This is a genomic window from Arthrobacter sp. M4, from assembly GCF_020251205.1.
Classification (GTDB): domain Bacteria; phylum Actinomycetota; class Actinomycetes; order Actinomycetales; family Micrococcaceae; genus Arthrobacter.
Window position 1 is genome coordinate 26303 of record NZ_JAIWYX010000006.1, and the last position, 23178, is coordinate 49480.

The 23178-nt window shown below is 62.6% G+C and carries 23 protein-coding genes; 18 read left to right on the top strand and 5 right to left on the bottom strand.

Going from position 1 to position 23178, the window contains the following annotated elements:
* Positions 1-56 precede the first annotated feature (56 nt).
* The 8 genes from LD110_RS11850 to LD110_RS11885 all read left to right on the top strand — a co-directional run bounded on the left by LD110_RS11850 (position 57) and on the right by LD110_RS11885 (position 6971).
* Entirely contained in the window at positions 57-986 is a 930-nt protein-coding gene (locus tag LD110_RS11850; RefSeq protein ID WP_225499266.1) for an ABC transporter ATP-binding protein, read from the top strand.
* 10 nt (positions 987-996) lie between these two features.
* The gene (locus LD110_RS11855; protein ID WP_225499026.1) at positions 997-1839 is read left to right on the top strand and encodes an ABC transporter permease; all 843 of its coding nucleotides are present in this window, start codon (positions 997-999) and stop codon (positions 1837-1839) included.
* Between the two features lie 4 nt (positions 1840-1843).
* On the top strand, positions 1844-2677 hold the full coding sequence (locus LD110_RS11860) for an ABC transporter permease (protein WP_225499027.1): 834 nt from the start codon (positions 1844-1846) through the stop codon (positions 2675-2677).
* Between the two features lie 70 nt (positions 2678-2747).
* Complete coding sequence (locus tag LD110_RS11865; protein ID WP_225499028.1) at positions 2748-3317, top strand: hypothetical protein; 570 nt, start codon at positions 2748-2750, stop codon at positions 3315-3317.
* 10 nt (positions 3318-3327) lie between these two features.
* Complete coding sequence (locus tag LD110_RS11870; RefSeq protein WP_225499029.1) at positions 3328-4161, top strand: exodeoxyribonuclease III; 834 nt, start codon at positions 3328-3330, stop codon at positions 4159-4161.
* A 21-nt stretch (positions 4162-4182) separates the two neighbouring features.
* Entirely contained in the window at positions 4183-5277 is a 1095-nt protein-coding gene (gene trpS, locus LD110_RS11875) for a tryptophan--tRNA ligase (protein WP_225499030.1), read from the top strand.
* A gap of 4 nt (positions 5278-5281) precedes the next feature.
* Positions 5282-5932 (top strand): 2'-5' RNA ligase family protein, encoded by a 651-nt coding sequence (locus LD110_RS11880; RefSeq protein WP_225499031.1) that lies wholly within the window; start codon positions 5282-5284, stop codon positions 5930-5932.
* A gap of 136 nt (positions 5933-6068) precedes the next feature.
* Positions 6069-6971 (top strand): YihY/virulence factor BrkB family protein, encoded by a 903-nt coding sequence (locus LD110_RS11885; RefSeq protein WP_225499032.1) that lies wholly within the window; start codon positions 6069-6071, stop codon positions 6969-6971.
* A 21-nt stretch (positions 6972-6992) separates the two neighbouring features.
* Here the strand turns inward: LD110_RS11885 and LD110_RS11890 are convergent, their stop codons facing one another.
* From LD110_RS11890 to sdhC, 5 genes are all read right to left on the bottom strand, one after another.
* Positions 6993-7766, bottom strand: a complete 774-nt coding sequence (locus LD110_RS11890) for a S9 family peptidase (RefSeq protein WP_225499033.1) — start codon at positions 7764-7766, stop codon at positions 6993-6995.
* Positions 7767-7911: 145 nt separating this feature from the next.
* Positions 7912-8694 carry a succinate dehydrogenase iron-sulfur subunit gene (locus LD110_RS11895; protein ID WP_225499034.1) on the bottom strand — a complete coding sequence of 261 codons (783 nt, stop codon included), beginning with the start codon at positions 8692-8694 and terminating at the stop codon, positions 7912-7914.
* Positions 8694-10493, bottom strand: a complete 1800-nt coding sequence (gene sdhA, locus LD110_RS11900) for a succinate dehydrogenase flavoprotein subunit (RefSeq protein ID WP_225499035.1) — start codon at positions 10491-10493, stop codon at positions 8694-8696. The genes LD110_RS11895 and sdhA overlap by 1 nt, the downstream gene beginning before the upstream one ends.
* A 99-nt stretch (positions 10494-10592) precedes the next feature.
* Entirely contained in the window at positions 10593-11075 is a 483-nt protein-coding gene (locus tag LD110_RS11905; RefSeq protein WP_225499036.1) for a succinate dehydrogenase hydrophobic membrane anchor subunit, read from the bottom strand.
* 3 nt (positions 11076-11078) lie between these two features.
* Positions 11079-11459, bottom strand: coding sequence for a succinate dehydrogenase, cytochrome b556 subunit (gene sdhC / locus LD110_RS11910; RefSeq protein ID WP_225499037.1), 381 nt, complete (start codon positions 11457-11459; stop codon positions 11079-11081).
* Between the two features lie 303 nt (positions 11460-11762).
* Here sdhC and LD110_RS11915 point away from each other — a divergent pair, with 303 nt between their 5' ends.
* From LD110_RS11915 to LD110_RS11960, 10 genes are all read left to right on the top strand, one after another.
* Positions 11763-12881, top strand: a complete 1119-nt coding sequence (locus LD110_RS11915; RefSeq protein ID WP_374200338.1) for a mannose-1-phosphate guanylyltransferase — start codon at positions 11763-11765, stop codon at positions 12879-12881.
* Between the two features lie 83 nt (positions 12882-12964).
* Entirely contained in the window at positions 12965-14191 is a 1227-nt protein-coding gene (locus LD110_RS11920) for an amidohydrolase (RefSeq protein ID WP_225499039.1), read from the top strand.
* Positions 14192-14493: 302 nt separating this feature from the next.
* On the top strand, positions 14494-15561 hold the full coding sequence (locus LD110_RS11925; RefSeq protein ID WP_225499267.1) for a BMP family protein: 1068 nt from the start codon (positions 14494-14496) through the stop codon (positions 15559-15561).
* 129 nt (positions 15562-15690) lie between these two features.
* Positions 15691-17211, top strand: a complete 1521-nt coding sequence (locus tag LD110_RS11930) for an ABC transporter ATP-binding protein (RefSeq protein WP_225499040.1) — start codon at positions 15691-15693, stop codon at positions 17209-17211.
* Entirely contained in the window at positions 17201-18574 is a 1374-nt protein-coding gene (locus tag LD110_RS11935) for an ABC transporter permease (RefSeq protein WP_225499041.1), read from the top strand. Before LD110_RS11930 ends, LD110_RS11935 begins: the two co-directional genes overlap by 11 nt.
* Positions 18571-19866, top strand: a complete 1296-nt coding sequence (locus LD110_RS11940; RefSeq protein WP_225499042.1) for an ABC transporter permease — start codon at positions 18571-18573, stop codon at positions 19864-19866. The genes LD110_RS11935 and LD110_RS11940 overlap by 4 nt, the downstream gene beginning before the upstream one ends.
* A 2-nt stretch (positions 19867-19868) precedes the next feature.
* Positions 19869-20306 (top strand): cytidine deaminase, encoded by a 438-nt coding sequence (locus LD110_RS11945; RefSeq protein WP_225499043.1) that lies wholly within the window; start codon positions 19869-19871, stop codon positions 20304-20306.
* Positions 20272-21594 carry a thymidine phosphorylase gene (locus LD110_RS11950; RefSeq protein ID WP_225499044.1) on the top strand — a complete coding sequence of 441 codons (1323 nt, stop codon included), beginning with the start codon at positions 20272-20274 and terminating at the stop codon, positions 21592-21594. The genes LD110_RS11945 and LD110_RS11950 overlap by 35 nt, the downstream gene beginning before the upstream one ends.
* A gap of 42 nt (positions 21595-21636) precedes the next feature.
* A complete protein-coding gene (locus LD110_RS11955; RefSeq protein ID WP_225499045.1) occupies positions 21637-22275 on the top strand; it encodes a DedA family protein in 639 nt (212 codons plus the stop codon).
* Positions 22276-22425: 150 nt separating this feature from the next.
* Positions 22426-23154 (top strand): DedA family protein, encoded by a 729-nt coding sequence (locus tag LD110_RS11960; protein ID WP_225499046.1) that lies wholly within the window; start codon positions 22426-22428, stop codon positions 23152-23154.
* The last annotated feature ends 24 nt before the right edge of the window (positions 23155-23178 follow it).

Here is a 23178-nt window from a genome sequence, read left to right on the forward strand (position 1 = left end):
TGCTGAAGGTGCACAATGAAGCAATCCGCTCCGCTTCGACGTCAGCCCGCTTCCCGATGAACAGCTCCGCGGTCATCAGTGCCGAAAACCTGACAAAAACCTACGGTGACCTGGTCGCCGTCAACGCCATCTCCTTTGAGGTCACGGCGGGGGAGTCGTTTGGGCTGCTGGGCCCTAACGGCGCCGGAAAATCAACCACCATGAAGATGATCGGCGGCGTCACTCAAAGGACATCCGGGCGGCTCAGCATCCTGGGACTCGACCCGGAGTCGAACGGTCCGGAGGTTCGCGCGCACCTGGGCGTCGTGCCTCAGCAGGACAACCTGGACGAGGAACTCAAAGTCCGCGACAACCTTCTGGTGTACGGCCGGTACTTTGGGCTGCCCATGAGCTACCTGCGGCCAAAGGCGGATGAGTTGCTTGCCTTCGCACAGTTGACGGACAAGGCGACGTCGCGTGTAGACGCTTTGTCGGGCGGCATGAAACGCAGGTTGACGATCGCCCGCTCCCTGATCAATGAGCCACGCATCCTCTTGCTGGACGAGCCGACCACCGGACTGGATCCGCAGGCACGTCACACGCTCTGGGACCGGCTGTTTCGCCTGAAGGAGCAGGGCGTCACCCTGATTTTGACCACGCACTACATGGATGAGGCCGAGCAACTCTGCGACCGGCTGATCGTGGTGGACAAAGGACGCATCATGGCGGAAGGCACGCCGGCCAGCCTGATCCGCCAGTACTCCACCCGGGAGGTCCTGGAACTGCGCTTTGGCTCGGAACGGAACTCGTCCATCGCCTCGCATCTGGAAGGTATTGGCGAGCGGTTGGAAGTCCTGCCGGACCGCGTGCTGGTCTATTCCTACGACGGTGAAGAGTCCCTTGAGCAGGTGTCAGCCCGCGGCTTGCGCCCGCTGACCTCGCTGGTGCGCCGCTCAACGCTTGAGGATGTTTTCCTTCGGCTGACCGGGCGGAGCCTGGTGGATTGAGGTGCCGAATATGAGTGAGACGGGCAGGTCCATTCAGAGGGCACATTCTCCCGCGGTGTCCGCCGCAAAGGCCCGGCGCTGGGGCTCGCTCTACTACGCGGAACACTGGCTTCGGGTGTTGGCGAAGTACGGCTGGTCCGTCTTCCTTTACAGCGTTGCCCAACCAGTTGCCTACCTCCTTGCCATGGGTGTTGGCCTAGCCAGCCTCGTGGATGCCAACGGCAGCGCAGCCTTTGGTGGCGTCGGCTATCTCGCATTTGTCGCCCCGGCGCTGGTTGTCTCCGCTGCCGTCATGACGGCGTCGGGCGAGTTCTCCTACCCGGTGATGGACGGCTTCAAGTGGCGGCGGGTGTACTACGGACCGCACGCCTCACCGCTGGCTCCGGAGCAGATCGCCACCGGCCACATCCTTGCCTGCGGGCTGCGGATCCTGCTGCAGTCCCTGGCGTACTTCGCCATCGTGGTGATGTTTGGTGCGGCTCCAGGACCTTGGGGTTGGCTCACCGCGGTGGTGGGAACCGTCTCAGGCCTGGCATTCGGCCTTCCGCTTATGGCCTATGCCGCATCCCTGACCAAAGATTCCGGGCAGTTCGCCTTGGTCCAGCGATTCATTGTGGTGCCCCTGTTCCTGTTCTCCGGGACGTTCTTTCCCTTGGATTCCCTGCCCTTGGCCGTCCGCTGGATTGGCTGGATTTCGCCCGTATGGCACGGCACAGAGCTTGGCCGCGTGTTCAGTTACGGCATGGAGGAAAGCCCGCTGCTGACCCTGGCCCACGTAGTTTTCCTCATCGTGGCCACGGTTGCCGGCTGGATCCTCACGCGCCGCCGCTTCGTTGTCCGGATGGGGGCCTGAGGCGATGAGCGCTGCAGCTGGTGCGCGGAGCGTCACGGACCGGGTGCGGGAACGCACGTTCGGTCCGCTCTATTCGCGGAATTCACGGGCCGTTGTGTCGCGTGGGCTTATGGCCGCACGGAGCAGTACCTGGCTGGTGCTGGTCTCCGGGTTCTTCGAGCCGGTGCTGTACCTGATTTCCATGGGCGTGGGCCTTGGCCCGATTGTTGGATCTGTTGCAGGCCCCGGCGGTCAGGAGATCAGCTATGCGGCGTATATAGCGCCAGCCCTGCTTGCTGTGTCGGCAATGAACGGAGCCATTTACGACTCCACGTGGAACGTCTTTTTCAAGATGAATTTCGCCAAGCTGTACCAAGGGATGCTGTATACCTCACTGGGACCCCTGGACGTAGCCATGGGGGAGATCTTCCTGGCCTTGCTGCGCGGACTGCTTTACGCCACGGGATTCACCATGGTTATGGCCGCCATGGGGCTCATTACCACCGCCTGGGCAGTCCTCATCATTCCCGCATCGGTGCTCATCGCCTTCGGTTTCGCCAGTTTCGGCATGGGCATCACCAGCTTCATGAAGACCTTCCAGCAGATGGACTGGATCAACTTCTTCCTCCTTCCCATGTTCCTGTTCAGCGCCACGTTCTATCCGTTGAGCGTTTATCCGCAGTACATCCAGTGGCTGGTCCAGGTCATGCCCCTTTGGCACGGTGTTGAACTGCTGCGCCAAATCAGCATCGGCCAGTTCACCCCCGCAACCGCCATCCACGTGGCCTACTACCTGGTCATGATCGTCGTAGGCATCGTCCTCACGACGTCCCGGTTGAGGGCGCTGTTCCTCAAATAACGACGGCGGCGCTGTTCGCCGCCGGTGGAAGCGTCCTGAACGGCATTGTGGGTTTGCGACAATAGACCCTATGCAATCTCTTGGCGACTCCCGGTCTTCCCTTCCTGGCAGCAGTGGCCCGCGGGGTCCTTTCGCAGGCTTCCGCATCGGCGGGCTGGGCATGACAGTGGTGATCATCGCGTTCATCGTGGCCGTGATCTTTGCTGCCAACCAGAACGACGTCATTGGTTGGATTGTCGCCGTTGTGTCCTTCGGCTGGCTCGCGCTGGCCACATTCGTCGTCTTGGGCATTCGCCGCGCTGCCAAGCGTGCAGGTGCCAAGTTTGCCGAGGCCCGCGATGCGTTCACGTCCGCTGCCGGACGCGGCCCGTCGTCGTCCTCCGCGGACCACGGCGGCACCCGCGTGGTTACGGAACGCACTGAAGCGGACGCCGTCCGCGACCTTAAGCTGGACCATTCCTTCAAGATCGTCCAGGTGCAGGTCCGTGTGGTTGAGGAAGAACGGGCCAAGCCCAACGCCAACCAGGACACCATCAACCGAGCCTTGGAAACGATCGCCATCACGGTGAGCAACGCCCGTGACATGCTCAAGTCTGCTGACGGCGGAGACGAGCCGGTGAGCGGAACCATCATCGACTAGAGTAGAGCGGGTGAGCTCGGCATTGAAGAAGGATTTCCTTCGCATCGCAACGGTCAACGTCAACGGGCTTCGCGCCGCCTACAAAAAAGGCATGGGCGAGTGGCTCGAGCCGCGCGAAGTAGACATCCTGTGCCTGCAGGAAGTCCGGGCTCCGGATGACATAGTGCGCAAGCTCATCGGCGAAGGCTGGCACATCCTGCACGCCGAGGCGGAAGACAAAGGCCGCGCCGGTGTGGCAATCGCTTCCCGCCTGGAGCCCACCGAGACCCGGGTAGGCATCGGTGATGACTACTTCGCGACGGCAGGCCGCTGGGTCGAAGCCGATTACGCCTTCCAGAACGGTGGCGGGGTAAACACCACGTTGACCGTGGTCAGCGCCTACGTGCATTCGGGCGAAGTGGACACCCCCAAACAAGTGGACAAGTACCGCTTCCTGGACGTGATGGTCAAGCGCCTCCCGGAGCTCTCGAAGCACAGCGACCACGCGTTGGTGGTGGGTGACCTCAACGTCGGCCACACGGAGCTGGATATCAAGAACTGGAAGGGCAACACCAAGCGTGCGGGCTTTTTGCCTGAAGAACGCGCCTACTTTGACCGTTTCTTCGGCGACGAGATCGGATGGAGGGACGTCCACAGGGGCCTGGCGGGTACTGTCAGCGGCCCCTACACCTGGTGGTCGCAGCGCGGAAAGGCCTTTGACACGGACACAGGCTGGCGCATCGACTACCACATGGCCACTCCGGCACTCGCCGACGCTGCAGTCGCGGCCGTCGTGGACCGGGCTGCGTCGTGGGACACCCGCTTCTCCGACCACGCTCCGCTGGTAGTCGACTACCGGCTCTAAGAACCGAAAGTTCCTTTCCTTATGACTTCGCCAACCACCACTGAAACCCCGGCTCCCGAGGACCTTCCCGCACGTCCTGCCACCACGGCCACAGGTGCCAAGCACCGTATCCTTTCCGGCATGCAGCCGTCGGCTGATTCCCTGCACCTGGGCAATTACCTTGGCGCACTGGTCAATTGGGTCCGCATGCAGGACGAGTACGACGCCGTTTTCTTCATCCCGGACCTACATGCCATCACGGTTCCGCAGGACCCCAGGGAACTGGCCCAGCGCACCCGTGTTACCGCCGCCCAGTACATCGCAGGTGGCGTGGACGTTGACAAGTGCACGCTGTTCGTCCAGTCCCAGGTGCCTGAGCACGCACAGCTTGCCTGGGTGCTGAATTGCATCACCGGCTTCGGCGAGGCTTCCCGGATGACGCAGTTCAAGGACAAGTCGCTGCGGCATGGCTCGGACCAGGCAAGCGTGGGTCTGTTTACGTACCCCATCCTGCAGGCCGCTGACATCCTCCTGTACCAGCCCCACGGCGTTCCAGTGGGCGAGGACCAGCGCCAGCACGTGGAGCTCAGCAGGGATCTGGCCAACCGCTTCAACTCCCGTTTCGGCGAAACATTCGTGGTACCGGAGGCCTTCATCCAGAAGGAGTCCGCCAAGATCTACGACCTGCAGAACCCGGGCGGCAAGATGTCCAAGTCTGCCGAGTCTCCCGCAGGCCTCATTAACCTGCTGGACGACCCCAAGATCACCGCGAAGCGAATCAAATCGGCCGTCACTGACACCGAGACCGAGATTCGATTCGACCGCGAGTCCAAGCCCGGCGTCTCCAACCTGCTGACCATCTTCTCCGGAGTCACTGGACGTCCCGTGGAACAGATCGTCGCGGACTACCAGGGCAAGATGTATGGCCACCTGAAAGTGGACCTTGCCGAGGCCGTCGTCGAACACCTCACGCCGATTCGGAACCGCGCTAACGAGCTGTTGGCAGACCCGGCAGAGCTGGACCGTTTGCTGGCCCACGGCGCGGACAAGGCCCGTCAAATTGCCTCAGCAACGCTCAGGGACGTTTATGCCAAGATGGGCTTCCTGCCCTACGGCGGAGCAGCGGGAAGCCACTAGGCGCATGCGCTCCACAGGCAGGCGGGACACCGTGACGGCACCTGGGATTCCCGGGGCTGTCCACACTGACTGCGGTTCCGGGGACAGCATCTGCATTGGTGTCATCCTCGGGTTCCCGGAGGACGTTGCCCGCGAGCTGCAAGAGTGGCGGGCCTCGTTCGGGGACCCAATGGCTGAGGTCATCCCTGCCCACATCACCCTGGTGACCACCACTCCCACCCAGGATTGGGAAGCCACAATCGCCCATGTCCGGGAAGTAGCACGGCAACAGGCCCCGTTTACGGTCACCATCTCAGGGACAGGGTCCTTCCGGCCAGTTTCTCCAGTGGTGTTCATCAGGGTGGAGGACGGCTTCGGCGAGTGCGTCAACCTGCATGAGCAACTGCAAACGGGACCCCTCGAGAGGGACCTTCCCTTCCCATACCATCCGCATGTCACCATCGCCCACGACGTCACTCCGGAGAGCCTCGATGAGGCCGAAGCGGCCCTGAAGGATTACAGTGCCACGTTCCCTGTGGCTAGCATGGGACTCTACGAGCACGACAGCAACGGCATCTGGCAGCTACGGGAAGAGCTGGAATTTGGTGGGGATACTGGCACGCAACGTACGGCGGAACGGGCGGCGGCAGGAAGACAAGGCCCCGCTTCCAACTGAGCGTTCCAAGCTCAAGCTGAGGCTCATTCAACGCCAAGTAGATTGGGGCCGGGCCAGGCGACAGGCTAACGCCGGGCCGGCGAAGTGGCTGGCGCTGCTGAACGTGTGGCTGGCGCGGCTGGACACTTTCCGCCCAATGCGTGCCTGGAAGCTGTACTCCCTCCGCCACGGACCGCTTCTCAGCGCAGGCATTGGCTTTACGATGTTCTTCTCCATCACCGGTCTCCTCGCCACAGGTTTCTCGGTGGCAGGGTTAGTTCTGCGCGGTCAGCCCCGGCTGGTGGACTCCACCGTGGAAAGCATCAGCTCGTTGGCGCCGGGCCTGCTGAAGACCGCCGGCTCCGACGGATTGGTGGATCCCTACGAGCTGCTCAACCCCACCGGGCTGGGCTGGACAGCCGCTATCGCTGCTGCTGTCACTGTCCTCTCCTCGCTCGGCTGGATAGCCGGACTGCGCGAAGGCCTGCGTGAAGTGGTTGGCGTGGACCCGCTGGAACAGAATCCGCTGCTCGTCAAAGCCATCGACGCCGGCACCCTCCTCCTGCTGGGTGTCGCCCTGGTGGTTAGTGGCGGTGCATCCATTGTCTTTGGTACTGCGGCAGGCTGGGTCATCGATTGGCTTCGCTTGGATGAAGCCGTTGCCGGTCCCCTGACGTGGTTGGTCCGCACCGCGGTCCCGCTTCTGCTGAATTGCGCGACTGCGGCAATCCTCTTTCGCCTAGGCGGGGGCTTGCGCTTGGGGAGGCGTGCCTTCGTGGAGGGAACAGTACTGGCAGGGGTGGGAACCACTATCCTGCAGATTTTCAGCACCGAACTCTTGGCCCGGGCCGGAGCAAACCCCATCCTCGCGTCGTTCGCGATCATCATCGGCCTGCTCATTTGGTTCAATCTGATCAGCCAGGTCTACTTAGTCTCCGCGTCCTGGGCGGCAGTGCGGGAGGCAGACGAGCAAGCCGAGGACACGCCGCCCAAGACCTTGGGCTCCAGGCACCGGCAGTTGCGGAGCTTCCCCACAAAGGGCAGCCCGCCCGAAGCTTAGGCTCAGAAACCTGGCTGCGGACTACTCCGCAGCGTGCAGGTACTGGTCAGACCACGCGGAGATGATCCGCGCCACCCTGGCTGCTTGTCCCTTCGCCGTCAGCAAGTGGTCGCTGCCTTCGATTGAGACGAAGCTGCGCGGGTGCCTCGCGGTACGGAAGATGTCGCTGGCGTTCTCGATGCCTACGGTGTTGTCGGTGGGGGAGTGCAACACCATCAGGGGGCGGTGCAAGGAGCGGATGCAGTGCGTCAGGTCCGCTTTCTCGAGGTCTTCCACAAAGTGGCGGCGAACCTGGAGCCGCTTGCCGCCGCCGAAGTCCACTTCAGCGCTGCCCTCGCTGAGGATGCGCTCAATCGATGAGTCGAAGAGATGCTCAGCATGCTTGGGCTGGAACGGCGCCCCAACGGTGGCCACGGCCTTGACACCGGGCAGGCTGAGGGCGGCCGACAGCACAGCGGCGCCACCGAAGGAATGCCCCACCAGCAATGAAGCCGGTCGGCCCAGTCCATCCAGATGCTCCGCAGCCTTGACCGTGTCTGCAACCTTGAGGCTGAAGGAGCTGTCCGCCCAGTCGCCGCCCGATCCGCCCAGGCCGAGGTTGTCGAAGCGCAGCATACCGACGCCGTCGTCAGCCAGCGCCTTGCAGATGCGTGCGGCCGCGGGGCTGTCCTTGCCGAGCGTCAGACCGTGCGAGAAAACGCCCCAGCCGCGAATGGGGCCCTCCGGAATGTCGAGGATGCCTGCCAGCATCTCGCCTGTGCTGCCTTGGAAGGAGATCTTCTCGGAGTGGTGCATTGCTTTCCTCTCTCAGTCGCCGGACTTTGTGTAGCTCAGGCCCCTTGAAGAGTGTATTTAGGGGATCATCTGCACAAACTCGGGAGACGACGACGGCGCCGTCCACCTGCGCGGTGAACGGCGCCGTCGTCGTAATTTCAGTCCGTTACATCTTGCGGGCCAGGATGGCCTGCTTGACTTCGGCGATAGCCTGGGTGACCTGGATGCCGCGGGGGCAGGCCTCGGAGCAGTTGAAGGTGGTGCGGCAACGCCACACGCCTTCCTTGTCGTTGAGGATCTCCAGGCGCATGTCGCCGGCATCGTCGCGGGAGTCGAAGATGAAGCGATGCGCGTTGACAATGGCCGCCGGGCCGAAGTACTGGCCGTCGGTCCAGAACACCGGGCAGGACGAGGTGCAGGCGGCGCACAGGATGCACTTGGTGGTGTCGTCGAAGCGCTCACGGTCCTCGATGGACTGGATGCGTTCCTTGGTGGGCTCGTGGCCCTTGGAGATGAGGAACGGCATGATCTCGCGGTAGGACTGGAAGAACGGTTCCATGTCCACAATCAAGTCCTTCTCCACGGGGAGGCCCTTGATGGGCTCCACCGTGATGGGCTTGGTGGTGTCCAGGTCCTTGAGGAGGGTCTTGCAGGCCAGGCGGTTGCGGCCGTTGATGCGCATGGCGTCGGAGCCGCAGATGCCGTGGGCGCAGGAGCGGCGGAACGACACGGAACCGTCGATTTCCCACTTGACCTTGTGCAAGGCGTCCAGCACGCGGTCCGTGCCGTACATGGTCAGCTTGAAATCGTCCCAGCGTGCCTCTTCGGAGACCTCCGGGTTGTAGCGGCGGACCCGAAGCGTGATGTTGAACGTGGGGATTTCGCCGCCGCCGCCGACGCCTGCGGGCAGCTCGATCTTCGAGGCCGGCTCAGCCATTTCGGTAGTCATTAGTACTTACGCTCCATCGGCTCGTAACGGGTGAAGACAACGGGCTTCGTCTCGAGGCGGATGCCAGCCACGGACTCGGCCGAGGACTCGGCGGTGACGGATTCGTCCTTGTAAGCCATGGAGTGCTTCATGAACTTCTCGTCGTCGCGGTCCGGGAAGTCTTCGCGGTAGTGGCCGCCGCGGGATTCTTCGCGGTGCAGGGCGCCAACAGTCATTACCTTGGCCATGTCCAGGAGGAAGCCGAGTTCAACAGCTTCCAGCAGGTCCAGGTTGAAGCGCTTGCCCTTGTCCTGGACCGTGACCTGCTTGTAGCGCTTCTCGAAGTCGGCGATGTCGCTGAGCACCCTCTGCAGGGACTCTTTGGTGCGGAACACCTGCATGTTGGCGTCCATGGTGTCCTGCAGTTCCTTGCGGATCTGCGCTACACGCTCGGTTCCGGTGCCGTTGAGCAAGTCGTCCAGCATGGATCGGGTGAAGGTTTCCGGGTTCTCGGGGAGCTCAACAAACTCAGCCGTCTTGGCGTACTCGGCGGCGGCGACGCCGGCGCGCTTGCCGAAGACGTTGATGTCCAGCAGGGAGTTTGTGCCTAGGCGGTTAGAGCCGTGGACTGACACGCAGGCCACTTCACCGGCGGCAAACAGGCCCGGCACAGTGGTGTCGTTGTCCTGCAGCACTTCGGTGGTGATGTTTGTGGGGATGCCACCCATGGCGTAGTGCGCAGTGGGGAACACGGGCACCGGATCGGTGAAAGGCTCAACACCAAGGTAGGTGCGGGCGAACTCGGTGATGTCCGGCAGCTTGGCTTCGATGTGTTCCGGCTCAAGGTGCGTCAGGTCAAGGAGCACGTAGTCCTTGTTCGGTCCGCAGCCGCGGCCTTCGCGGACTTCGTTGGCCATGGCACGTGCCACGATGTCACGCGGCGCGAGGTCCTTGATGGTGGGGGCGTAGCGCTCCATAAAGCGCTCACCATCCGAGTTACGGAGGATGGCACCTTCACCGCGGGCACCTTCGGTAAGGAGGATGCCCAGGCCGGCCAGGCCGGTCGGGTGGAACTGGAAGAACTCCATGTCCTCCAGAGGGATGCCGCGGCGGAAGGCGATGCCCATGCCGTCACCGGTCAGGGTGTGGGCGTTGGAGGTGGTCTTGAAGACCTTGCCGGCACCGCCGGAGGCGAAGACTACGGACTTGGCCTGGAAGACGTGCAGCTCACCGGAGGCGAGGTCGTAGGACACGACGCCGGCCACTCGCTTCTGCTTGTAGGAGGTGCCGTCCTCGCGGACTGCGTCCTCTTCGACCAGGAGCAGATCCAGGACGTAGTACTCGTTGTAGAACTCGACGTTGTGCTTGACGCAGTTTTGGTACAGGGTCTGCAGGATCATGTGGCCCGTACGGTCTGCTGCGTAGCAGGCGCGGCGAACGGGTGCCTTGCCGTGGTCGCGGGTGTGGCCACCGAAGCGCCGCTGGTCGATGCGGCCCTCCGGCGTACGGTTGAACGGCAGACCCATCTTTTCCAGGTCAAGAACGGCGTCGATTGCTTCCTTCGCCATGACCTCGGCGGCGTCCTGGTCAACCAGGTAGTCGCCGCCCTTGATGGTGTCGAAGGTGTGCCACTCCCAGTTGTCCTCTTCGACATTCGCGAGGGCTGCACACATACCGCCCTGCGCGGCGCCGGTGTGGGAACGGGTGGGGTAGAGCTTGGTCAGTACCGCTGTTCGTGCACGCTGACCGGATTCGATCGCGGCGCGCATGCCAGCGCCACCGGCACCGACGATCACGACGTCGTACTTATGGACCTGCATACTGGATGCTCTTTCTCTCTAAAAACTGTTGGTCGGCGGACCAGGTCCGCCCGGGGCGTTCCGATTCGCCCCAGTGGGGCGCCAGCGGAACGGATGGCGCTACGGCTTGGGGCAGAAGCCGCCGGGCAGCTGGACGCCGTCGACGACGGGGCACGGGTTGAAGGTGAAGATCACCAGGGTGCCAAGAATGACGATCACGGTAGTGGCCGCATACAGGACCACCTTGAGCCAGAAGCGGCTGGCGTCCTTCTCCGCATAGTCGTTGATGATGGTGCGGACACCGTTGGTGCCGTGGAGCATTGCGAGCCACAGCATGGCCAGGTCCCAGAACTGCCAGAACGGATCGGCCCATTTGCCTGCGACGAAGCCGAAGTCGATGGCGTGGATGCCTTCACCCACCAGCAGGTTCACGAACAGGTGGCCGAAGATGAGTACCACCAGGACAACGCCGGAGAGGCGCATGAACAGCCAGGCGAGCATCTCGAAGTTGCTTCGTGAGCTGCCGCTGCGCTGGTACTTGGGTGCGATCTTCCCGGAACCGGACTGTCCGCTGCGCGGGCTCTGGATGTTGGTGGCGGTCATGGCTTAGTGGCCTCCCAGTGCGAGGGACAGGTGGCGGATGGCGAAGCCTGCGAAGACGACCAGCCACACTGCCAGCACGATCCACAGCATCTGGCGCTGGTACTTTGCGCCCTTCTTCCAGAAGTCGACAGCGATCACGCGCAGGCCGTTGAAGGCGTGGAAGAGGATCGCGGCAACAAGGCCCGTCTCACCCAGGGCCATCAGGGGGTTCTTGTATGCGCCGATGACGGCTGTGTAGGCCTCAGGGGACACGCGCACCAGTGAGGTGTCCAGCACATGGACCAACAAGAAGAAAAAGATCACTACACCGGTGATGCGGTGTCCAACCCAGGACCACATGCCTTCACGGCCGCGGTACAAGGTGCCAGCTGGTTTTGTCGGCACTGATTAAACCTTCCTGCAACGCAGCGGCGCCGGCATGGGATCCACGCGGAGGAAACGCCTGCTGCGAGAGCACTCGTAGCTCAGGCTCAAATCTAGGCTTCGCTCAGAGCTTATTCAATTTAGGACGAGCTTGTTTCCCTTGAATTCCGCCCGAATTGCTTTATTTCTGCGCGTTTCCATCGGCCCTATGAGACGAATGCCACATTCCTTCGAAGTGGACCGGTCTGGTCCACTTCCCGGACGCCTGCCTATCTGGCTAGTCTTCGCCGTTCCGATACAGTAAAAAGCGTGACTACTCAGAACGTGACAGGCCAGGACTCGCCTTTGAACCGCTTTTTTGCGGTCATTCCGGCGGGCGGTACGGGGACCCGCCTTTGGCCGTTGTCGCGCGCAGCAGCCCCCAAGTTCCTTCATGACCTCACGGGCTCGGGCAGCACGCTGCTCCGCTCTACCTATGACCGCCTGGAGCCATTGGCCGGTAGCCGCGTCCTAGTGGTGACAGGCGAGGCGCACCGAACAGCCGTTTGCCGCCAGTTGCCTGAGCTACGCGATGCGGACCTCGTGCTGGAAAGCGAGCCGAAGGATTCCGGAGCCGCCATCGGACTGGCCGCGGCCATTCTGCACCGCCGGGACCCTGACATCATCATGGGGTCCTTCGCGGCGGACCAGGTGATCAGCCCGGACCAGCTTTTCCAGGAAACGGTCCGTGAGGCTATTTACACGGCTGCCCAAGGGAAGATCGTCACTATCGGCATCAAGCCCACGCACCCGTCCACCGGCTTCGGCTACATTCGCTCCGGCGGGGAACTCGACGTCGACGGGGCCCCCAATGCCCATGCCGTCGTCGAATTCGTTGAGAAGCCCAGCGAGGAAGTGGCACAGAAGTACCTTGAGACCGGCGACTACGTGTGGAACGCGGGTATGTTCGTCGCCCCGGTCTCGCTGATGCTCAAGCACTTGGAAGCCAACCAGCCCGAACTCTTTGCGGGGCTGCAGGAGATCGCCGCCGCCTGGGACACTCCGCGGCGTGCCCACGTCACGGCCCGGGTTTGGCCGACGCTCCCCAAGATCGCCATCGACTATGCAGTCGCGGAACCTGCTGCCGCCGCCGGTGATGTAGCAGTGGTGCCCGGCACTTTCACTTGGGATGACGTTGGAGACTTCGCTGCCATTGGACGCCTTAACAGTGCCAAGGAAGTGGATGAGGTCACTGTGCTCGGCGAAGGCGCCCGCGTCTTCACAGAGAACGCCAGCGGCGTGGTGGTGTCGGATACCAAGAGGGTCATCGCGCTCATCGGCATCAAGGACGTTGTGATCGTTGATACCCCGGACGCCCTCCTGGTGACCACCAAGCAGCACGCGCAGCGGGTTAAGGGCGCGGTGGACGCGCTGAAGGCCAGCGGCGACACAGACGTCCTCTAGGAAATCCCCTTCGCAGGGCCGAAAACGCGTAACTAATAGCATTCTTTCGGTCCTGCGGCGCCAGGGGTGGCTAGAGTTGTGCCGTGCGCAATTACACAACGGAAACTGAACCGACCCCTGTTGTGGGTCCCTGGCTGGACGATCTCCTGCCCGAGCTCATCGAATTCCGAAGGGACTTGCACGCGCACCCTGAACTTTCCTTCCAGGAGTTCCGCACTACGGACAAGCTTTGCGAGCGGCTTGAAGCTGTAGGACTGAAGCCGCGCCGCCTCGAAGGCACCGGCCTGATTGTCGACGTCGGCCAGGGCCCCATCGCCACCGCTATCCGTGGCGACATCGACGCACTGCCCATCATCGAGGAAACCGGCTTGCCGTTTGCCTCCAAGATCCATGGCGTCACGCACGCCTGCGGCCACGATATCCACACCACAGCGGTGCTGGGTGTTGCCCTCGTGCTGCAGCGGATGCATCAGGAAGAGCCACTCAGCGGTACTGTCCGGATCATCTTCCAGCCTGCCGAGGAGACCATGCCTGGCGGCGCCCTGTCCTGCATTGAGCAGGGCGTGCTGGAGGGGGTTCCGCGGATCATGGCATTGCACTGCGACCCAAGGATCAACGTTGGCCAGGTGGGCACACGCATCGGTGCCATCACATCGGCATCGGACACCATCAAGGTGGAACTCACGGGACGTGGCGGGCATACATCCCGTCCCCACTTGACCGAAGAGCTTGTTTTCGCCTTGGCGCAGATCGCCGTCAACGTTCCCGCCGTGCTTTCCCGCCGTGTGGATGTCCGTAGCGGCGTGTCAGTGGTGTGGGGCCAGATTCACGCTGGTTCGGCTCCGAACGCCATTCCGGCCACGGGGTTTATGGCAGGCACCATGCGGTGCCTGGACCGTGATGCCTGGCAGAGCGCTGGGGATCTCTTGGATGACGTTGTCAAGGAGATCGCGGCGCCTTATGGGGTAACCGTCCACCTGGAACACGTCCGGGGTGTACCGCCCGTAGTGAACTCGGAAGAAGAGACGGCGATTATCGAAGCCGCAGCCCGGGCAGAACTGGGCCGGCACGCCGTTGTCCTTACTCCGCAGTCAATGGGGGGCGAGGATTTCGCGTGGTTCCTGGCCGATTTGCCGGGCGCCATGATGCGCCTGGGTACGCGGACCCCTGGAGGCGAGGAATACGATTTGCACCGGGGTGACTACATCGTGGACGAGCGGGCCCTTGGCTGCGGTGTGCGCGTCCTGACAGCGGCGGCCCTGCGGACTATCCGCGACTTGGATGAAGGACCCGAAAACGCGAACATCTAGCCGTCTAGGAATAGTCCGGGAGAAATCCCGATCAAAAGGGAAACACTAGGCTACTCATTGGTAACAAAAGCCCAACGATCTTCGGATCGTTGGGCTTTTGTAATGCTCCTATGTGGTCTGCGCCACTAGTGTTAGTCATATCAACGCGCCTAGGCGCGGTGCTGCGAACCATTCAGTGAAAACAGAATTTCTGCCATGGAGCATCGAAACGGACACTCATTGATTCTCCGTCGTAGCGCGAACTCTTTCTTCCTGGAGGACAATTGAAAAACTCACTGCGTTCCACCCTTAAGCGCGGTTCAATGGCAGGCATGGCAACAGCGGGCGCTGCCGCACTCCTTTTGAGCGGCTGTGGAGCGCCGCCCAGCACCGGCGGCGGCACCAACACGGCCAGCAATTACATCGGCTGCATTGTTTCGGACTCTGGTGGCTTTGACGACCAGTCCTTCAACCAGTCCTCGTATGAGGGCATCAAGAAGTCGGAGAAGGACTTGGGAATCACCGTCAAGTCGGCGGAATCCAAGGCCAACAGCGACTATGAAACCAACCTCAATGGCATGATCGCTGCAGGCTGCAACCTGACCTTCACGGTCGGGTTCCTGCTCGGTGATGCAACCAAGGCCGCCGCCGGGAAGAACACGGACAAGCACTTCGCCATCATCGACTTCGCCTACTCGCAGCCCATTCCGAACGTCAAGCCGGTGGTCTACGACACAGCCCAGGCCGCCTATCTGGCGGGTTATGCGGCCGCTTCGGTCAGCAAGACCGGAAAGGTCGGAACTTTCGGCGGTATCAAGATCCCCACCGTCACCATTTTCATGGATGGCTTCTATGACGGCGTCCAGGCCTACAACAAGGCCAAAGGCAAGAACGTTGCCGTGGTCGGTTGGGACAAGGCCACGCAGGATGGCTCCTTCACCGGCGACTTCGAGAAGCAGGACACCGGCAAGCAGGTCACCAAGAACCTGCTGGACCAGGGCGCCGACATCGTGATGCCTGTGGCCGGACCCGTTGGCAAGGGCGCAGGCGCCGCTCTGCGCGAGGCCAAGGGTGCGGGCAAGGACGTCAAACTGATCTGGGTTGACTCCGATGGCTACCTCACGGCTCCCGAGTACAAGGACCTCATGCTGACTTCGGTGATCAAGAAGATGGATGAGGCGGTGGAGACCCTGGTGAAGGATGACAAGGACGGCAAGTTCTCCAACGAGGCCTACGTCGGCACGTTGAAGAACTCCGGCGTTGCGATCGCACCCTTCCACGATTTGGATTCCGCCGTTTCGGCTGACACCAAGAAGGAACTCGATTCCCTGAAGTCGGACATCATCTCCGGCAAGCTCGTGATCGAATCCAAGGCAAGCCCGAAGAAGTAGGGCTTTCGACGCGCCGCCAGTACCGGTCCAGCGGTACTGGCGGCTCGTTTTTGCCCTCATTAGGCTGGCATCACCAAATGGTGTCTGGCTGCGCAGCCGTCCCTTCGGACCAACAGAACGGTGGGAGTTGTGAAACTCGAATTGAAGGGGATCTCGAAGGCGTTCGGGACCTTTTACGCCAACCAGGACATTGACCTTGTGGTTGAGCCCGGCCAGATCCATTGCCTACTCGGTGAAAATGGCGCCGGCAAATCCACCCTCATGAATGTGCTCTACGGATTGTATGAGCCGACCGCCGGCCAGATTGTGGTGGACGGCGAGGTCATGAATTTCCGCGGCCCTGGCGACGCAATGGCCGCAGGAATTGGTATGGTTCACCAGCACTTTATGCTGGTTCCGGTTTTTACTGTCGCGGAGAATGTGGCCCTCGGCGCCGAACCAACCACGTTTGGCGGCATCCTCAGCATTGACCAGACCCGGAAAAAGATCCGCGAGATCTCGGACAAGTACGGATTCGACGTCGACCCGGACGCCTTGGTGGAAGACCTCCCTGTCGGTGTCCAGCAGCGCGTGGAAATCATCAAGGCACTTGTTCGCGAGGCCAAAGTCCTCATCCTTGACGAACCTACGGCCGTCCTTACGCCACAGGAGACCGACGAACTGCTGGACATCATGCGCCAGCTCAAGACCAGCGGCACGTCGATTGTCTTCATCTCGCACAAGCTACGCGAGGTCAAAGCCGTCGCGGACGTCATCACGGTTATCCGGCGAGGGAAAGTGGTAGGTGACGCTCCGCCGTCGGCCCCAACAGCGGAGCTGGCTTCCATGATGGTGGGCCGCGCCGTGAGCCTCACACTGGACAAGGGCCCTGCAAATCGCAAGGAAACCACCTTTGTGGTCAAGGACCTCACGGTCCGCGCACCGAACGGGACCTATGTGGTGGACGGGATCAGTTTCGACATCGCCCAAGGCGAGATCCTCGCCGTCGCGGGTGTGCAAGGCAACGGCCAGACCGAAATGACCGAAGCCATCCTGGGCATCCAGGAGCACGTCACAGGGTCCGTGACACTGGACGGCAAGGAGCTCCTGGGCCTTCCCGTCAAGGAGGTGCTGCGCTCGGGGGTGGGGTTCGTGCCGGAGGACCGGACGGTCGATGGGCTGGTGGGTCCGTTCTCGGTGGCCGAAAACCTGGTGCTGGACCTCTATGACAAGGCCCCTTTCGCCAAGCGGATGAGCATGAGCCCGGCGAAAGTGGAGCAAAACGCGAAAGCGAAAATCGAGGAGTTCGACATCAGGACTCCGTCGGCGGGTGCCGCCGCCGGAACACTGTCCGGCGGCAACCAGCAGAAGGTGGTTATGGCGCGGGAGCTGTCCCGCCCGCTGCGGCTGTTCATCGCGAGCCAGCCGACACGCGGCGTTGACGTTGGATCGATCGAGTTCCTGCACAAACGCATCGTCGCCGAACGGGACGTGGGAACACCTGTGTTGATCGTCTCCACTGAACTGGATGAGGTGATCGAGCTTGCGGACAGGATCGCAGTCCTCTACAAGGGCAAGCTGGTTGGAATTGTTCCTTCGGGGACGCCGAGGGACACGCTGGGCCTCATGATGGCCGGCGTCGGTGCGGAAGGAGTTTCCCATGAGCACTGAGGACAAGATCCCGCACGCAGAAGCTGATGATCCAGCGCCCGCTGCGGCAGAAGGACCAGTGACACAGGAATCCGCGGAGGACGTCCAGGCCGCGGACGTCGCCCTCGATACCGCTGGCGGCGCCCACGCCCCTTCGGCGGTTCCCGTGTCTTCGCAGAGCGGCGACACCGGCCACCGTGAAGCCACCGTGTGGCAACAGATCGTGCACGGAAATGCCTTGGTCTCGGTCCTTGCCGTGTTGGTGGCCCTTGTGCTGGGCGGCATCCTGATAGCAAGCACTGACAGCAACGTGGCCAAGACGGGAAGCTACTTCTTCGCAAGGCCAAGCGACTTCCTTTCGGCGCTGTGGAATGCGATGACACGCAGCTACGTCGCCCTGTTCCAAGGGTCCATTTTCAACCCACGCCAGGGCTTCCTGCCGTTCCTGGAAACCATGACCGTGGCTACCCCGCTGATCTGCGCCGCCCTGGGCGTCGCGCTGGCGTTCCGCGCGGGGCTCTTCAACATCGGTGCCCAGGGTCAGGTCATCATCAGCGCCACGCTTGCGGCGTACGCGGGCTTCACCTGGCATTTGCCGTTTGGGTTGCACATCCTGGTTGTCCTCGTGATGGGTGTCCTGGGCGGTGCGGCGTGGGGTGCCATCGTGGGCATCCTGAAGGCCCGAACGGGAGCACACGAAGTGATCGTGACCATCATGCTCAACTACGTGGCGCTCTTCCTGCTCGACTATTTGCTCAACACTCCGGCGTTCCGGCGCCCGGGGGAGGCCAGCCCTATTTCCCCGCGGCTGGACGAGACCGCGGCCTATCCCGGAATCTTCCCCGACTCGAGGCTTCACCTGGGATTCCTCGTCGCTGTCGCCCTCTGCTATGGCGTGTGGTGGCTGCTGAACAGGTCCACGGTGGGCTTCGAATTCCGGGCCGTGGGCGCCAACCCCGCCGCTGCCCGGACCGCAGGCGTCAACGTTCCCCGAGCCACGATTGTGGTCATGGCCCTCGCCGGTGCTTTGGCGGGCTTCGGCGGAGTGGCCCAGGTAGCGGGTACCGAAAAGGTGCTCACCGGCGGGGTCGCGGCGCAGATCGGTTTTGATTCCATCACCGTTGCGCTGTTGGGTCGCAGCACCCCGTGGGGAACGTTCTTCGCGGGCCTGCTTTTCGGGGCATTCCGCGCCGGCGCAGTCCAAATGCAAATCCAGACCGGAACTCCCATTGACATCGTCCTTGTGGTGCAGTCCCTCATCGTGCTGTTCATCGCGGCGCCGCCGTTGATCAGGTCGATCTTCGGGCTAAACCCCGGTAAAAAGAAGAAAATCAAAGCTCCCCGGCGTGCCGCCGTCGCAACCACCACCGGAGGTGCCAAGTGAGTACCGCAACTACCGCCCCGGCATCGGGGGCTGCCGCACGTACGACGGCGGGTGAGCGCCCGCCGCTGAAGGTTCCGGTTTCGCTGAGCGTCCTCGCGCTGGTGGCGCTGGTGTTCTTTGGGCTGCTGGGCCCGGGAAAGACAGCGGAGATGAAGGTCAGCGATCCAGGCGACGCCATTGTCCTGCCGTCGATCGCGATTCCCGGCCAGGTTGGCGGGATCGTCATGGGCGTCTTGTTACTCGCGGCTGCCGCATATTCCGTCTACCTCTGGACCCAGGGCCGCCGTTCGCCGCGATGGCTGCCGATTGTCTTCGCGGTGGTGTTCGTCTTCTCGTTGCTGGTCTGGATCGTGGCTGGCGCGCGCCAGCCGTCCATTTCCCTGGCAGGGCTCATCGCCGGATCGGTGACGCTGGCGGTCCCCTTGGTATTCGGTTCGCTGTCCGGCGTGTTGTGCGAACGAGTGGGGGTGGTCAACATCGCCATCGAGGGCCAGCTCCTGGGCGGTGCATTCACAGCCGCGCTGGTGGCAACGGTGACCCGCAACGCCTACATCGGGCTGATCGCCGCGGCTGCCGCTGGGGCGACGGTCTCCATGGTGCTGGCGGTGTTCAGCATCAAGTACCTGGTCAACCAAATCATCGTGGGCGTGGTGCTCAACGTGCTGGTCTCCGGCCTGACCGGCTTCCTGTTCGGCACCATCATGGTGCCCAACAAGGCCCTGTTCAATACGCCGGGCCGCCTGGACATTATCCCGATCCCGCTCTTGGCGGACCTGCCGATCATTGGGCCGATCCTCTTCCGGCAGTCGGTGGCCGGCTACCTGATGTACATTGCCGTGGCCGTGGTGTGGTTCGGGCTGTTCAAGACCAAGTGGGGACTTCGCGTCCGGGCAGTAGGCGAACACCCGCAGGCCGCCGACACGCTGGGCGTGAATGTCAACGCGACCCGATTCTGGAACGTGACGCTCGGCGGCGCGATCGCAGGCATCGGCGGAGCCATCTTCACCTTGGTGACCATCGACTCCTTCACGCAGGAAATCTCCGGCGGCCGTGGCTTTATCGCCCTGGCGGCCCTGATCTTCGGCAGATGGAATCCGATCGGGGCGTTCCTGGCATCGCTGCTTTTTGGCTTTGCCTATAACCTGCAGTCCATCCTGGGCATCATCGGCACCCCGGTGCCCAGCCAATTTATGGCCATGCTGCCCTATCTGGTGACTGTTTTCGCCGTCGCGGGCCTTGTGGGGCGGTCCCGGCCACCTGCGGCCAGCGGCATCCCGTACGTGAAGGGCTGAGCATGACGAAACAGCCCAAGGTCGACTGGACCGCGTTGGAAAAGGCCGCCGTCCAGGCGATGAAAAGCGCCTATTCTCCGTACTCGAAGTTTCCGGTGGGGGCCGCGGCCCTCACCGAGGACGGCAGGATCATTAGCGGGTGCAACGTGGAGAATGCCAGCTACGGGCTCACCCTTTGTGCCGAGTGCGCGCTGGTGGGCCAACTGCACCTGACCGGGGGCGGCAGGATCCGCGCCTTCTATTGCGTGGACGGCGACGGCGGTGTCCTGATGCCGTGCGGTCGCTGCCGCCAGCTCTTGTATGAATTCCGTGCTCCAGGCATGGAGCTCATGACCACGCAGGGCATCAAGACCATGGACCAGGTGCTGCCTGACGCATTTGGTCCCGAGAATCTGGAGGAAGCTGGTGGCACAGTCCACAACAACCGCGGAACCGTTTGACGCCGTCGACATTATTCGCATCAAGCGGGACAGGGGCACCCTATCCCCTGAACAGATCGACTGGACCATCGACGCCTATACCCGGGGTGTCATCGCCGATGAGCAGATGTCCGCCTTGAACATGGCAATCCTGCTTAATGGCATGGACCGTGCTGAAATCTCCCGCTGGACCGCCGCGATGATCGCCTCGGGCGAGCGGATGGACTTCTCTGCGCTGCGCACTCCCGACGGCGGCGTCAAGCCAACCAGCGACAAGCACTCCACCGGTGGGGTAGGGGACAAGATCACCCTGCCGCTGGCCCCGCTGGTTGCCGTCTTTGGCGTGGCAGTTCCCCAGCTTTCCGGCCGTGGACTCGGCCACACCGGTGGGACCCTGGACAAGCTCGAGTCAATTCCGGGTTGGCAGGCCTCGCTCAGCAATGAGGCCATGATGGCCCAGCTCCAGGATGTTGGGGCCGTCATTTGCGCCGCCGGAGCAGGCCTCGCCCCTGCTGACAAGAAGCTTTACGCCCTTCGGGACGTGACGGGCACCGTGGAGGCGATTCCGCTGATTGCCTCCTCGATCATGAGCAAAAAGATTGCTGAAGGCACCGGGTCCTTGGTTCTGGACGTCAAGGTGGGATCCGGGGCGTTTATGAAGGATGAGGCCGGGGCCCGCGAACTTGCCGAGACGATGGTGGCCTTGGGGACGGACGCCGGAGTCAAGACGGTCGCGCTGTTGACGAACATGAACACGCCACTAGGGCTAACCGCCGGGAACGCCATCGAGGTGGAGGAATCCCTGGAAGTGTTGGCGGGCGGTGGTCCGGAAGACGTCGTCGAGCTGACCGTTCGACTCGCGGAAGAAATGCTGGCCGCCGCGGGCGTCCACAACGCGGATCCTGCCTCTGCCCTAAAAGACGGCCGGGCCATGGACGTGTGGAACCGAATGATCAGAGCCCAAGGCGGCGACCCGACGGCACCCCTGCCTATGGCGCGGGAATCGGAAACTGTCTACGCCCCGGCGGACGGCGTGCTGGTAGAGCTGGATGCGCTGTCCGTTGGCGTGGCCGCGTGGCGCCTCGGTGCAGGCCGGGCCCGGAAAGAAGACGCGGTACAGGCGGGAGCCGGTGTGCGCCTCCACGCCAAGCCTGGCGCCGTAGTCCGAGCGGGCGAGCCGCTCATGACCCTCCTGACCGACACGCCGGAGAAATTCCAACGAGCCAGGGAGGCCTTGGAGGGTTCGGTGGTGATCGCCCCGGACGGCTCAAGGCCGGGGCAGCAGCTCATTATTGACCGGATCGCCTAGGCATGCCGGGAACCATGCCACGCCGCCACACGTGAGGAAACCGTGCAGGCAATCAACGATTTCATCCTCGCAGCCGCCAGCCAGCCCTGGGTACTGCTGCTCGTGCTGGCATGCTGCCTCATCGACGGTTTCTTTCCGCCGATACCCAGCGAGTCAGTAGTGGTCGGCCTCGCGGCTGTCTCCGCGACGGCCGGCGTGCCCAACGCCTGGGTGCTGATTCTGGTTGCCGCCATCGGGGCCTTCAGCGGCGATAACATCGCCTACCTGATAGGCAAGAAGATCGGAATCCACCGGTGGCGCTGGATGCGGACCATGCGCATGCAGGTTGCCTTCCGCTGGGCGGGCCGGGAACTTCGACGTCGGGCTGCGTCACTGATCATGGTGGCAAGGTTCATCCCCGTCGGTCGCGTGGCGGTCAACCTCACGGCCGGCGCCACGCATTTCCACCATGTCGAGTTCATTGTCCTCACGTCGATGTCCGGATTGTTGTGGGCCGGGTACTCCGTGGCAATTGGGCTGTTTTTTGGACAGTGGTTCGAGCACAACCACCTGCTTGGGGCAGTGATCGCCATCGTCTGCGCGGTGATCCTGGGCATCATTGTGGACCGCATCATCAACAAGGTCCGCGGTCCACTCCCTGCGGAGGAAAAGGACGCCACGCCTGACACACCGCTTCCCTGAACCGCCCACTGAGCTCCGTGTGAGCCACGGCGTAGCGAACATGGCTCAGGCCATGGGACACTGGAGAGCGACTTACGTCACGTTTCACCGTGTCAAGTCAAAAATTGTTTATGTCAGCAGTCGCCCAAACCGTCAAGGAGCGCCACCCGCGTGGAGTTTATTAATGAGGCAGTGCTCCATGCAGCGGGCCAATGGTGGATATACCCGCTGCTTCTGGTCTTCTTTTTCGTAGACGGCTTCGCGATGGTGGTGCCCAGCGAGACCCTGATAGTGGCGCTCGCGGCATTCTCACGCCACAGCGGCGAACCCAATCTGTGGATCCTCGGTCTCACAGCCCTGATTGGCGCCATGGCAGGCGACAACATGGCCTACCTGCTGGGCCGGAAGATCGGCTTGGAGCGCTGGAAGTGGATGCGCAGGCCCAAGGTACGCAAAGTCTTCACTTGGGCGCGCTACGAACTCGAAAAGCGCGGCGCCGTGCTGATTTTTACCGCCCGCTACATCCCTTGGGGCCGCGTTGCAGTGAACTATGTGGCCGGCACCACCGGCTTCCCCCACCGGAAATTCTTCACGCTTGACGCCTTCGCCTGTGTCACCTGGGTTGGTTACTCCTTGGGCATCGGCCTCCTGGCCAGTTCCTTCCCGTGGCTGCACCACAACCCGCTCCTTAGCGCTGGAATCGCGGTAGTTTTCGCTGTGATCCTCGGCATCGTCATCGACCACGTCCTGCGCTGGTGGCACAAGCGCCTGGGTCGGCACGATGTCGAATCCCTGGATGAAGTGGAACTGCCAGGCGACCACAAGCAACACATCGCCGCCAACCAGGATGCCAGCGTTGAAAATGGCGTCGTCGATCGGAGCGCTGTCCGCGGCCACTAGGCCGCGTCCCGCTCCGCTGGCTAT